Here is a 12168-nt window from a genome sequence, read left to right as displayed (position 1 = left end):
CTTAGCGTAGCAGTTGATATAAGGCTTCATCTATAAATCCGTCTTTCGTTTTTCGCCATTTCTTTTTAATGCCAACCAGCATAAAACCGGCTTTTTCAAACAGAGCAATGCTGCCTGTGTTGTGGACAGAAATGTTGGCATAAAGCTGGTTAAGTCCCAGGTTATTGAAGCAGTAATCGGTAAACATTATTAGTGCTTCATAGGCAAAGCCCTGTTGACGGTAATTTTGATGTATGATAATGCCAATGCCAGCCCGCTGATGAAAACCGTCAAAATCAAACAGGTCGATCATGCCAACCACTTTTTTTGATGGCTCCAGCTCAATGATTAACCGGAGTTGTTTCGTTTGAAAGACATCGAGTTGAGCCTGTTCGATGAATTTTTGCAACTGGTACTTAGAAAAAGGGGTGAGCGTATTGCTCACCTCCCATATATCCATATTATTTTCCCATTGGTAGAGCAGGTCAATATCATCAGGTTCGAGTGCTCTTAAAACCAACTCTTCTGTTTTCATTACTCTTTTGTCAATTGGTCGTATTGTTTGATATCTCTGATGAAACTATCACTCCACAGGCCTGTTTTCAGTACTTTATCCTTGCCTTTTAGCGAGGCTTTGTAGCCTTTGAAGGAGCCGTATGCATAACGATAGAATCCATCGGTACACTTGTATTCTTTAATCAAGTCTTGCTCCAGATCAACAAATATATCATACGAAGCAATAGGTTTTTTGAGTGCCAGAATCTGTACAGTATAGTAAGGGATGCCATCGCTGGTATCATAAGTGGCTTCTGTTGCATCATCGGCCAATAGTTTTGTTTCTGTTACTTCAGGCTGAGGAATGGCCACCAGCATCACATCATCGATGTCAAATGTTTGATTAGTACTTTTGTAAGTCATTTCCCGGGTTACATCAATGGTTTTTTCCTGACTCTCGAAACCGGTGCCTTTATATTCGATATTGTACTTACCTTCTGCCTCCAGTATTAGCACATATTTACCTGTTCCGGGGTGTGGTTTGTAAACACCAGCCGACTCACTTTCTCCTTGTTTTTTAACTAAGATTTGTACATTCTCAATAGGCGCTTCGTTGGTTGAGTTAACACAGCCTTTAATAACTACCAGACGGTTGATTTCAGGCTCCTCGTATTCTACAAGGTAAATGTCTGATCCTCCTAAATTGTCATCGTACCTTGCCGATGCATAATAAGCAATATTGGGCGTGGCAGTTGGTACAAAAAAGAAATCATCATCGGGTGTGTTAATCGGGTAGCCCATGTTAATGGCCGGTCCCCAGTTACCCTCATCATCCATAACCGAATAGAAGATATCGAATTGCCCCATTGAGTTATGTCCTTCGGAACTAAAATACATTACTTTGCCATTGGGATGCAGAATAGGTGTTTCTTCATCGTATTGGGTATTGAAAGCTTTCATATTTTCAGCTTTGCCCCACTCACCATTAGGTAAACGGCGAACACGGTAAATATCCAACCCTCCTAAACCACCCGGGCGGTTACTAGTAAAATACATCGTTTGCTTATCAGCTGATGTGGTAGCATGTGTTTCTTCAAATTTTGAGTTGATGGGCTCTTCCATTTTTACCGGTTCTCCCCAGTTTTCACCGTCATACTGACAAATGTAGAGGTTAGCACCATCAACATCGTTACGGTACACAATAAGCTCTGTACCTTCGGCCGACAAGCTAACACCAGCTTCATGCCCTGAGCGCCTGAATAATTCTTTTAAGGATTTGGCCTTGTCCCATTCTTCTTCCTCCTTGGTTGATGAATAGATACGCTCGGCATATTGACCATCAAATAATAGTTCGCTATAACTTGAAGCCCTGCGTGATGTAAAGAATAGCATACTTTGGTCAGCAGTAATTAACGGACTATGGTCGTCATATTTCGAATTGATATTGGGCCCCAGGTTCTTTACTTTCAGCTGAACCGGCTTTTGCATCAGCTCAATGGCATTTTCGCAGATTTCTATTTCACGCAAGGCCTCCTGTCTTAGTAACTCATCTTCGGCAGGTATTATGGTGATGAGCTCTTCATACATGCTAATGGCCTTTTCATGCTCTAGAAGATACTGGTGAGATTTACCTATGGATAGTTGGATATCAACACCCACATCACCAATTTTTTCGTCTTCCTGAAGTAAGCTGTATGCTTTCTGGAAAAAAACGATAGCAGTATCAGGTCCGTCAGAGGTGTTGAGGTAGCAGTTGCCAATGTTATAGAGTGCGGGTACGTTATTGGGCTCATTTTCCAGGATATCGGAAAATAGTTTAATGGCTTCTCCAAAATCTTTATCATCTGCTAATTTAACAGCCTGATTAAACTTTTTGTCATCAGTTTTTTTGTCAGATTGAGCCAGTGTTAGTTGGGCGATAAGAATGAAAAGGGCTACAAAGAGTGCATTTGGTCGTATCATGCCTTCAGTACTTAATGTTTGGTTTTAAATTGACTTTGCAAAATAACTAAAAATGTGCAGGTAATGTTTGATATACTTCTATTTTTTATGAATGAGCATTGTTTTATGATAGATCTTCTGATTAATTATTTGTAAACAACTATTTCTTCAATACCATTGGCTCAAGATATGTTGCGCTCGTTCTGGTTTTGTAGTTGCTTCTGTAGGGCAACTTTAATTCTTTTGAGATGGTAATCATACCGGGCGTTTCAATGGTCATTATATACTCAACCCCTGTTGGCAAGATCATGGTATATTTCCCGGTGTTGGTTTGAGGCCTGAAAATGCCTTGTTCTTCACCCGATAAGGCCTTGGTAACTGTAATAACGGATTCAGAGGAAGGTTGCCCGTTTTCAGTAAATAAATAGCCTGAAACAACAGCAAGTGAGCGTTCATCTGTTTCGGGAAATTCTATGATATATAGGTCGGAACGGCCATAGCCCTCATTACGTTCAGAAGCGAAATAGACGCGTTGTCCATCCAATGTTGGAATGTAAAACAAATCATCACCTGGTGTATTTATGGGGTAGCCAATATTAATCGCCTGGCCCCAGTTGCCACTGCTGTCTTTCTCCGATTTAAAGATGTCATATCCACCCATTGAGGTATGGCCTTCAGAAGCAAAGAATAATGTTTGACCATCGTATGATAAGAAGGGACTCTCTTCATTGAGTGGAGTGTTTACAGCTGAGCTCAGCAGACTTGCTTTACCCCAGTCTCCATTGGGTAGTTTATGGGATATGTATATATCCTTGCCACCCAATCCGCCGGGCCTTGAACTGGTGAAGACAATGCTGTTTCCATCAAGTGAAAGACTGGCGTGCGACTCTTCGTAGGCAGAATTGATAGGCTTAGGAAGCTTTTGAGGCTCGGTCCATTTGTTGTCAGACTGCTGGGAGATGTATAGGTTTCCACTCCCTTCGTTTCTGTAAATAATTAAAGACTGACCATCGGAGCTTAAACTGCAGGTGGCATCATATTTATTGGTGTTGATACTGATGCCGGCATTTACCGAAGGGAGCCATTGTCCATCGCGCCATTTGGTTGAGTAAATGTCTTCAGGAAAAAGTGCTTCATCCTTTATTTTTTTACTCAACCCTTTTCTGTTGGAGGTAAACATTAATAGGTTTTCATCGCCGGAGATGATAGGACTGTGCTCGTCATATTCAGTATTAATAGCCTGACCAAGGTTGGTGATGCGAAACTCAACCGGTTGTTTCTCGAGCTCAATAGCATTTTTACAACAGTTAATTTGTTGCTTCAATTGCGCATGTATATTGGAACGGTTAACGGGAACGCTATCCTGTAATGTTTCGAAAAGGGTCAGAGCCTCTTTAAATTTGTAGGTAAGATGATAGGCTTGTCCGAGATGATAATTGGCTTTTAGCGCATTGTCATTTTTATTTGAGTACACACCGTAATGAGCTTTGGCCAATTGCAAGGGATGTATAGCTTCTTTAATCCTTCCATCAATATTAAGGAGGCAGATGCCATTAATTAAATGGAGATATGGGTTGTTTGGATGTTTTTTCTGTAACTGCTTAATTTGATCGGCTGCTTTTTCGTAGTTATCAACTTGCATGAGGTTTTCTATAGGAACCAGGTCTTTCTTACGAGGTTTCTTTTCAGATGCTATCGCTGGCATAAGAATAAAGGACAGTATGATAATTAAGAAGTTCTTTATCATGATGAGGTTATTTGTCAGTGACTCAATATTGAGAATAAAATTGCAAAAATCATTAATGATAGGCAAGGATAAGAACCCTAATAGTATCGTCTTTTTGGCTAGATGTAAATAATTAAAGGTGAATCACCTGTCCTTTTCCATCAGACTGTGTGCATATAATCAGGCTTTTGTAATCGTAAGTTAGAAAAGCATAGTTGCCTGGTTGCTTTTCAATCATCTCTATTGCTGCTTTATATGAGGTATGAGCAAAGTCGAAAATGGTCAATTGGTTATCGGCAGACTTGCTAATGCCTGACAATGAAATTTTAACTATAGTGCCGAGCGCATTATTGATTGACTGTTGCAAACCTTTATTGTCTGACAAAAGGATAACTTTCTGAAAGTAAGAATGCTTGCTTCTGTGGTAGTTGCTGTGCGTTAGCAAGTTTGATGCTATGTGTAGATTGGTTGCCAGCTTAATGCTACTCCATATGAGTGAATTAGTTAGCCACCATTGGTTAGAGGAGATATGCTGTTTGTAAAAAAGCCACATAGCATTATAGAAGTGCCCGATGATTGTTCTATTTAAGAAAGTACTTTGCCCTTTAAAATGTATGATAGTTGTGTTTGGGAAATAAATATTACTGCCGTGTGCCTGTTTTAATCGCCACGATAAGTCAATATCCTCACCATACATAAAGTACGATTCATCCAATAGAGTGAACCTGTTTTTATTGTCGCGTGGTATGGTTAAAAAAGCACCTGATAAAACATCTACTGAATGAATGGCGTTTTGTTTGAGGTGACCCACGTAATAATTTGCTAATAGTTTAGATTGAGGGAAAAGCTTGTGGAGACCAGTTAGTTTAAAAAAGGATGTCTTAACATCAGGGAATCCTCTCTTGGATTCTTTGAGGTAGTGTCCATTGCCGTCGATCATTTTGACACCCAGTCCACCCGTATTTGGATTATTTTTATAATACTTCAATACCTGACTAAACGAATCTTCAGCTACAATAGTATCAGGATTAAGCAGTATGGCTACATGCCCCTTAGCTGCTCTAAGGCCAAGGTTGTTGGCTTTAGCAAACCCGAGATTCTCAGAATTTGGTATAATGGTTACAAAAGGATATTGCTTTCGAGTTGTAGCCTGTAGTATTTGGTTGTTTGAGTTATCAATCAGTAAAACTTCAGCACTAATGTTGTCTATAGCTTTAGCAACTGAATCAAGAGTTAGCTTCAGAAAATCAATAGCATTATAACCAACAATTATTATTGATAACTCTATATTTGAATCATTCATAATGTATCTCACTCAGTACTTATGAACGTGAATTTCAGATAAATGTTATTATCTGCAGAAAATTGCCTGCAGAAAGCCGCAAAGTGTTCGTTTCTTTGCTTTCAAATACCTTTGCTGATAATCAGACTTTTCTTTATCAGATGCGTCCTTATTGATCCAGTGCCAAATCTCTCCCCAGCCCATAAAGCCTCCCACATTACGATCGTCTATAAACAGGTCGGCGTTAACTTTACGGCTGATGCCAGCAGTATATTCTTCTTCGGGATGCATGCGATTAACAGCGTAAAAATCGATGCCATTTTTACGACAATATTCAACGGCTTCATCCAGTTCTTTGCCGGTTCTGATGGTCCATAATATCAGCAGGTGGCCTTTATCCTGCAGTGATTTTAATGTTTCAAAAGCAAATATTCGCTCTTTGCCAATGGCAGGGTATTTATGTTCTACAATGGTTCCGTCAAAATCAACAGCTATCAACATACAAATAGAGGATTAAAGTTCGTTAGGATCAATAGTTAATTCTTCTAATATACTTGTTTTTCGGGGGTAATTAAGTAATAAAAAAAGGTATACAAGACCGAAGATCATCAGTTGATTAAGGCTGCCAGTCATCAGGTAGCCAAGTAAGCTAAGCAATGAAATGCCTTCGAGTGTCATAATTTTAATGAAATAGGCCATGCGGTACTGTTGCAGTTTTGCTTCTGCACTCAAGTCGGGATTAATGTGTTTTACTTTTCGGTTGTGAAACATGTAACTGGCTGGTATACCTGCAAGTGCTAAAACAATAATCAATGACTTGAGGTTGCTTTCTGCAGCCAGATCCATCGGGTATACGCGTCCGTTTATAGTGATAAAAACAAATGCCAGGGCAGCGAAAACTGCCAGCAGAATACTTACAATAAAGTAAATGAGGCGGATTTGTTTTATAGTTTTCAATGAGCTCATATTAAATTGTCTTTTCAAAGGGTAAACGATTAATTAAGGAACGGCCAAGCGTTACTTCATCGGTATATTCTAATTCATCACCAATTGATACGCCGCGGGCAATGGTGGTGGTGGTAATATTATACTTGTCAAACTTTTTATAAAGATAGAAGTTGGTTGTGTCACCTTCCATGGTTGTACTTAGAGCAAATATAACTTCTTTGATCGAACCGTTTTTTATCTTCTCTTCCAGCGGTGCAATGGTGAGGTCATCGGGCCCAATGCCATCCATAGGTGAAATAACGCCGCCTAAAACATGGTATACACCTGAAAATTGTTGTGTACTTTCAATAGCCATCACATCCCTGATGCTTTCAACTACGCATATTGTACTGTGATCGCGGTTCATATCGGCACAGATGCTACAGGTTTCACTGTCGGAAATATTATAACAGCTCTTACAATACATGATTTCCTGACGCATATGATGAACAGTATCGGCAAATTTATACACCTGTTCTTTTTCTTGTTTAAGCAGGTGCAGTACCAGTCTCAATGCTGTTTTTCGTCCGATGCCAGGTAGTTTGGCAAACTCGTTAACAGCATTTTCAAGTAATTTGGATGGATATGATGATGGTGACATTGAATATTATATTGGGGCATAAAGATAGTAAAGATTGTATCTTGCAACAGGCTTTTGTGGCATTATATTATGCCGCTGTCGATGAGCAAAATGATGTGTTCAATCATTTTATCTTCACTTTCGGCATGGTATTCTGATTTAAGATTGGAACCAAACAAGCGGGCTATACCTTGCCAGAAGAATGCCGATACGCCACCTTTAAACTGCTTGATTAAGTCATAAGTGGTATTGCCAGTTTCGCGGTTGATGAGTTTAATAAGCAGCCGGCCTTGCGAAAAGGTTAATTTTCGGAGTGGTGCTTCGAATTCATCAAATAACTCCTTTTCGGCTTTTTTGAGGTAAGCTTTCTTTTCCTTTTCATTGGTAAGCAGGGCTAAATCGGCATTGATGGTGTTCACTTTTTCTCCTGCGCTACGCGCATATGGAAGAACTTTTTTTACATTCCTGACTAGCTTTCCATAATGGCGCTTGGCTCGTTTATTTTTAAAAACATACGCTGGTATCACCGGCACTTCTTTGAGGTTGACATGCGGTATTGTGTCGTGATTAACAATTCGGTGTTGCAGTATCAGGTTGATGGAATCGGCTAATTCCTGACTTTCAATACTGGAATTGGCAAGTGAGTATACAAGCAATACCACTATTAAAGCGCTTCTTGTTAATATGGTTTTACAGGTGTTTAGCATACTACAAAAATAGAACCGGAACTGCTTATGATGCAAATGTTTTAATGGTGGCTTATCTAAGGTGTTGGATCTGTTTTCAACATAATCAACATATGAATGGATGTATGTGTTTGAAGTTGGTTCACCACATTTTAGTTTTTTTAAGAATCAAGCCAGCAAATTTTATACTACATTTGCCGCCTTAAATAATCGCATGAGTCAAATCTGGTATATATCTGTGATGATTACAATGGTCATCTTTAATTCTGCAAAAGTAACTTTTGCATATGACTATGTCTGCGATAAAAACTACCAGGTTGGGTCAGATAATGCCTGTTATTCTGGCAATTTACTACAGGTTCTCCTTAGCGAAAATAGTTTTGAAACAGGGGAGGAAGAAGCCGATGCATCAACGCATATTGTTTTTGTTGGTGAGCAAGAACAAACTATCTTTTACCCACATTTTGGCACGCTAACGCACTTGTTTCATAGTTTCTGCTTTTTTATTCTTTTTGAATCAGATACATCTCCACCATTAGCCTAATAAGCCTTATTGGGGCTATCTTCTTTTAGCTAATTTATTATTATAACTAGAGGTTTTTTCCTTTTTAGTAAAACTATCGTATGTTTCTTTTAATGGTTGTAGTCTTTGTCGTGGGCTACGGATTTATTGTGTTTGAGCATGTAAATCATATTAATAAAGCGGCAACAGCATTATTTATTGGCACCATATTATGGGCAATCTATGCTTTGGGAGGAGAAGGGATTTTATCCAATGGCGCCAGCGCATCCTGGTTACAATTCTCCAAGACTCATGCAAAAGACGTAACTTATTTCATAACGCATCATGAGCTTTTCCACCACCTATCGGAGATATCATCTATTTTGTTTTTCCTGGTGGGGGCCATGACGATTGTCGAACTGGTTGATAAGTACCAGGGTTTTAGGGTAATCACCAGTAAAATTGAGAGTGGTAATATTAAGCGGCTCCTCTGGATTATTAGTCTGCTTACGTTTTTTATGTCGGCAGTGCTCGATAATCTGACCACTACTATTGTGTTGATAACTGTTTTACGAAAATTATTAACAAAACAGGAAAACAGGTGGGTGTTTGCCAGTGTAGTTGTCATTTCAGCTAATGCAGGCGGAGCATGGTCTCCAATTGGTGATGTTACCACTATAATGCTTTGGATTGGCGGCCAGATAACAGCGGCACATATAATAGGATCATTAATTGTACCAAGTGTAGTTAATGTGTTGGTTTCAACGGCATTGTTTAGTCTTTTCACAGTTAAAGGACAATCTATAAAGCCGGTGTTGCCAGATGATGAAATGCGTGAGTTTACCACGCATCAGGAACGGGTATTTATGTTGGTAGTTGGTACGCTTGCCTTAATATCTGTTCCTGTTTTTAAAACTATCACGCACTTGCCACCTTATTTGGGGATGTTGCTTGGCTTATCTGTGTTATGGATTATGACCGACAGGTACCTTAAAAAGCGCAGTGCTGCTGATAAACGAACATTGACAGTTACAGCAGCGCTAAAGGCTGTGGATATACCAACTGTTTTATTTTTTCTCGGCGTATTAAGTGCTGTGGCCGCCCTTCAATCGGCCGGTCATTTAGATGTGTTATCACGCTGGTTGGATAATAAGGTCCATAACATTTACGCCATTAACCTGCTGATAGGTGTTATCTCATCGATTGTTGATAATGTACCATTGGTAGCTGCTTCTATGGGCATGTATTCAATTGAGGCTGCCGATGCTGTTGGAATGGCCGGTAACTTTGTACAAAATGGTGTTTTCTGGACGTTTCTGACTTACTGTGCCGGTACAGGTGGCAGCCTGTTAATTATTGGTTCGGCATCGGGTGTAGCTGCAATGGGACTTGAGAAAATTAATTTTCTGTGGTACCTCAAACGTATAAGCTGGATTGCCTTGGTGGGTTATCTGGCTGGTGCACTAGCCTATTATATTCAGATTCAATTATTTTAATGTAATGCTTTTACAGGGGTAGAGGTAAATATCTTTTAAATCTATAGCAATGAAAAATATTTCTCTTAAAATCAATAGCGCTAACAATTATCAATCCTCTAAAATGTGGATAGGGGTTGTTGTACTAACCGTAATTGTGATGGTTATTCGTGTAATAACCGGTTCTTTTTAGTATTTTTTGGTTGAAGTGATTTGGCCGGACAGAAACCGTCCCTGATTTAGTCTGTTCGGTCATTCACTTTTAAACGTATATCCAAGTGGAATAATAGGTGCTGCAATATTGCTCAAACTTCATAGAACCTGGGGGATGAACCATCCCATTTTTTTCAGATGACGAAAGATTCCCGTTAATTCCAGTCCAATCTGCTTGAGGTTCAGTGGAGCATAATCTTCTGGAGTAACAATTAGTTTCTTAGTGCGGTCTACATCAAATTGATAAGACATTAAAATAAACAATAATTGATCCTCCTGATAGTTAGGTTTTCTTGTGCTGTTTAATCTCTTAGACATGTGTATAGTTTTACAGGGAAAAATTAAGACGATAAAATTAGCCAAAAGGACATGAACAAATGGCTCTGAAAAGACCATTTGCTATCCCAATTCGCTCAAATTACCGAAGCTTTGGTAAGCTATGCACACATGCGTATGTTTACTTTTTTAGATGTAGAATAATCGTTGATTTAGGTGGGATATTTACATCGTTAAAATCTTTGTATGATTCATCCGTTATGATGTCGATTCCCCAACTGTATTGCGATAAGATATCCTTGTATTCTTCTGTTTCAACCCGGTAGCTCGAAGTGCTGGAGTTATTAATAAACACCATCAAGGCCTGTTGATCATCTCCTCTTGAATAGGCATATATATCGTTCTCGGGAAAGAAGTGATAAAAATGACCATTCAGTATTGAAGCATTCGCTTTCCGCCAGTTGAGCAGTTTTTTGAGGTTGTCATGAAACTGCTGCTGCTCAGCATTCAAGCCGGCACCTGTAAAACCATTGGCTACATCGTCTTCCCAACCTCCCGGAAAATCCTTGGATAAATTACTAAGTCCTTTGCCTTGAAGACCTTTAATCATCCATTCTGTTCCGTAATAGATTGATGGAATGCCAGGTGACGTTAGCAAGTGAGCAGTCATCATCAATAGTTGCTGTATTTCACTATCGGCATTGGTGTATGCGCGATTCAGCGTATGATTGTCAAGCATAATAATATTGTGGCGTGCTTGAGCAGGTGATTGATTGAGCGAATAATTGTAGATTGATGCAATACCAATTTGAGAATCCTGAAAAGGCGAAAAGGCATCGGCCATAATCTTCGGATAGTTGTAGTTGTATATCAGCGTATTTAATCCTCCGGCTATTGATTTCCAGTAGATATGCTGATTAGTATACGAGTGGTTATCCAGAACTATTGTTAGATCATTAAAGTTGCTCTTTAGTTGTTGGTATAGTGCCTCAATCAATACAGGTTGATTCCTGGCTGCCTGATCAATTTTAATGTATTGTAAACCTGTTGTTTCAATCCACCATATGCAATGCTGAATAATCAGCTTGTTGACGAGCGTATTGTGCTGGTTCAGGGTAGGGAAGTTAGAATATTCAATCAACCGTCTGTTTTTCTCTTGTGTTTGAGGTGGGCTGTATGGATCAGTCAGTATGTTATGGTTAGGGTAATCGGTATCGTCTCCAAATACTTCAGGATAAAAAAAAGTTGAATCAATTAGTTCTTTAAAGAAAGGGTGCTGATTACCTAACTGATTCAGGTTAAAAGTCTGTATGCATTTAAGGTTTTGCTGTTCGCAGGTTTCCAATAAGTTGTTGTAGAGTTGAATATCACCCAACCTTTGGTCAATCTTATAAAAATTAGTTGGAGCCTGACGTTTATAGGAGTTCATCATCAGGTTACTTTCCAGTATGGGCATTAGCTCGATGGCAGTAAATCCCAAATCCGAAATGTAGTTCAGTTTTGAAAGAATACCCTTTAGGTCGCCGCCATGAATGCCGGTAGGGTTGAGGCGATCTTTTTTCTCAAAGTAGCTGCTGATATTATCGTTTTTTTCATCGCCGTTGCAGAATCGATCGGGTATTATCTGGTAAATGACATCTGCTGGCTGAAGCGACACATGTTCAGCTCGTTCTTTACGTTTTTCAATCCTGAAGGGCAGGGTATAAGGCTTTCTACCTTTAGTATGAAATGTGATATTAGCTATATGGGGTTGAACACTGTCAGGCACAGTTATTTCAAGAATGTGGAAATTGCTGTTGGCGGCGGGGTAGTGCTTTGTTAAGGTGATGTGAGCCGGATTAATACTGATGTCTTGTACTTCTGATGGTATGTTTTCGGCAATGACAATAACGTTATGGCTACTCATCCCAATCCACCAGTTCTGAGGACTTATTTTAATGTCCTTTCCAAAACATATAAGGCTGGATACAAGCCAAAGGCTACTGATTAAGACTGTGCGAATCTTCATTTTAATCGAATTATAAAG

The 12168-nt window shown here is 39.4% G+C and carries 12 protein-coding genes; 2 read left to right on the top strand and 10 right to left on the bottom strand.

Features of this window, described 5'->3' with window-relative positions; translation table 11 throughout:
• Position 1: 1 nt before the first annotated feature.
• The 8 genes from KEM09_RS15785 to KEM09_RS15750 form a co-directional block, all read right to left on the bottom strand.
• Entirely contained in the window at positions 2 to 514 is a 513-nt protein-coding gene (locus tag KEM09_RS15785; protein WP_212229753.1) for a GNAT family N-acetyltransferase, read from the bottom strand.
• On the bottom strand, positions 514 to 2436 hold the full coding sequence (locus KEM09_RS15780; RefSeq protein ID WP_212229751.1) for a PD40 domain-containing protein: 1923 nt from the start codon (positions 2434 to 2436) through the stop codon (positions 514 to 516). The genes KEM09_RS15785 and KEM09_RS15780 overlap by 1 nt, the downstream gene beginning before the upstream one ends.
• A gap of 139 nt (positions 2437 to 2575) precedes the next feature.
• The gene (locus tag KEM09_RS15775; protein WP_212229749.1) at positions 2576 to 4162 is read right to left on the bottom strand and encodes a PD40 domain-containing protein; all 1587 of its coding nucleotides are present in this window, start codon (positions 4160 to 4162) and stop codon (positions 2576 to 2578) included.
• Between the two features lie 112 nt (positions 4163 to 4274).
• A complete protein-coding gene (locus tag KEM09_RS15770) occupies positions 4275 to 5444 on the bottom strand; it encodes a glycosyltransferase family 2 protein (protein ID WP_212229747.1) in 1170 nt (389 codons plus the stop codon).
• A 48-nt stretch (positions 5445 to 5492) separates the two neighbouring features.
• A complete protein-coding gene (locus KEM09_RS15765) occupies positions 5493 to 5924 on the bottom strand; it encodes a BT0820 family HAD-type phosphatase (RefSeq protein ID WP_212229745.1) in 432 nt (143 codons plus the stop codon).
• Positions 5925 to 5936: 12 nt separating this feature from the next.
• Positions 5937 to 6380 carry a hypothetical protein gene (locus KEM09_RS15760; RefSeq protein WP_212229743.1) on the bottom strand — a complete coding sequence of 148 codons (444 nt, stop codon included), beginning with the start codon at positions 6378 to 6380 and terminating at the stop codon, positions 5937 to 5939.
• A 10-nt stretch (positions 6381 to 6390) separates the two neighbouring features.
• Positions 6391 to 7011, bottom strand: coding sequence for a recombination mediator RecR (gene recR / locus KEM09_RS15755; RefSeq protein WP_212229741.1), 621 nt, complete (start codon positions 7009 to 7011; stop codon positions 6391 to 6393).
• A gap of 62 nt (positions 7012 to 7073) precedes the next feature.
• Positions 7074 to 7697, bottom strand: coding sequence for a DUF4294 domain-containing protein (locus tag KEM09_RS15750; RefSeq protein WP_212229739.1), 624 nt, complete (start codon positions 7695 to 7697; stop codon positions 7074 to 7076).
• A 106-nt stretch (positions 7698 to 7803) separates the two neighbouring features.
• On the opposite strand from KEM09_RS15750, the gene KEM09_RS15745 reads away from it, so the two are divergent.
• Both KEM09_RS15745 and nhaD read left to right on the top strand, forming a co-directional pair.
• On the top strand, positions 7804 to 8220 hold the full coding sequence (locus tag KEM09_RS15745) for a hypothetical protein (protein WP_212229737.1): 417 nt from the start codon (positions 7804 to 7806) through the stop codon (positions 8218 to 8220).
• A gap of 80 nt (positions 8221 to 8300) precedes the next feature.
• A complete protein-coding gene (gene nhaD, locus KEM09_RS15740) occupies positions 8301 to 9674 on the top strand; it encodes a sodium:proton antiporter NhaD (protein WP_212229735.1) in 1374 nt (457 codons plus the stop codon).
• A gap of 291 nt (positions 9675 to 9965) precedes the next feature.
• On the opposite strand, the gene KEM09_RS15735 is transcribed toward nhaD, so the two are convergent.
• Positions 9966 to 10184, bottom strand: a complete 219-nt coding sequence (locus KEM09_RS15735) for a hypothetical protein (RefSeq protein ID WP_212229733.1) — start codon at positions 10182 to 10184, stop codon at positions 9966 to 9968.
• Positions 10185 to 10323: 139 nt separating this feature from the next.
• Positions 10324 to 12150: an alpha-amylase family glycosyl hydrolase gene (locus KEM09_RS15730; protein WP_212229731.1), complete on the bottom strand. Its 1827-nt coding sequence runs from the start codon at positions 12148 to 12150 to the stop codon at positions 10324 to 10326.
• Positions 12151 to 12168 lie beyond the last annotated feature (18 nt).

It is taken from the genome of Carboxylicivirga mesophila, from assembly GCF_018271975.1.
GTDB lineage: Bacteria > Bacteroidota > Bacteroidia > Bacteroidales > Marinilabiliaceae > Carboxylicivirga > Carboxylicivirga mesophila.
This window is presented reverse-complemented; position numbering and strand designations above follow the sequence as displayed.

Excerpts from the sequence above, each read along its gene's own strand:
- KEM09_RS15785 (WP_212229753.1), bottom strand. The coding sequence starts at position 514 with ATGAAAACAGAAGAGTTGGTTTTAAGAGCACTCGAACCTGATGATATT.
- KEM09_RS15780 (WP_212229751.1), bottom strand. The coding sequence starts at position 2,436 with ATGATACGACCAAATGCACTCTTTGTAGCCCTTTTCATTCTTATCGCC.
- KEM09_RS15775 (WP_212229749.1), bottom strand. The coding sequence starts at position 4,162 with ATGATAAAGAACTTCTTAATTATCATACTGTCCTTTATTCTTATGCCA.
- KEM09_RS15770 (WP_212229747.1), bottom strand. The coding sequence starts at position 5,444 with ATGAATGATTCAAATATAGAGTTATCAATAATAATTGTTGGTTATAAT.
- KEM09_RS15765 (WP_212229745.1), bottom strand. The coding sequence starts at position 5,924 with ATGTTGATAGCTGTTGATTTTGACGGAACCATTGTAGAACATAAATAC.
- recR (WP_212229741.1), bottom strand. The coding sequence starts at position 7,011 with ATGTCACCATCATCATATCCATCCAAATTACTTGAAAATGCTGTTAAC.
- KEM09_RS15750 (WP_212229739.1), bottom strand. The coding sequence starts at position 7,697 with ATGCTAAACACCTGTAAAACCATATTAACAAGAAGCGCTTTAATAGTG.
- nhaD (WP_212229735.1), top strand. The coding sequence starts at position 8,301 with ATGTTTCTTTTAATGGTTGTAGTCTTTGTCGTGGGCTACGGATTTATT.
- KEM09_RS15735 (WP_212229733.1), bottom strand. The coding sequence starts at position 10,184 with ATGTCTAAGAGATTAAACAGCACAAGAAAACCTAACTATCAGGAGGAT.
- KEM09_RS15730 (WP_212229731.1), bottom strand. The coding sequence starts at position 12,150 with ATGAAGATTCGCACAGTCTTAATCAGTAGCCTTTGGCTTGTATCCAGC.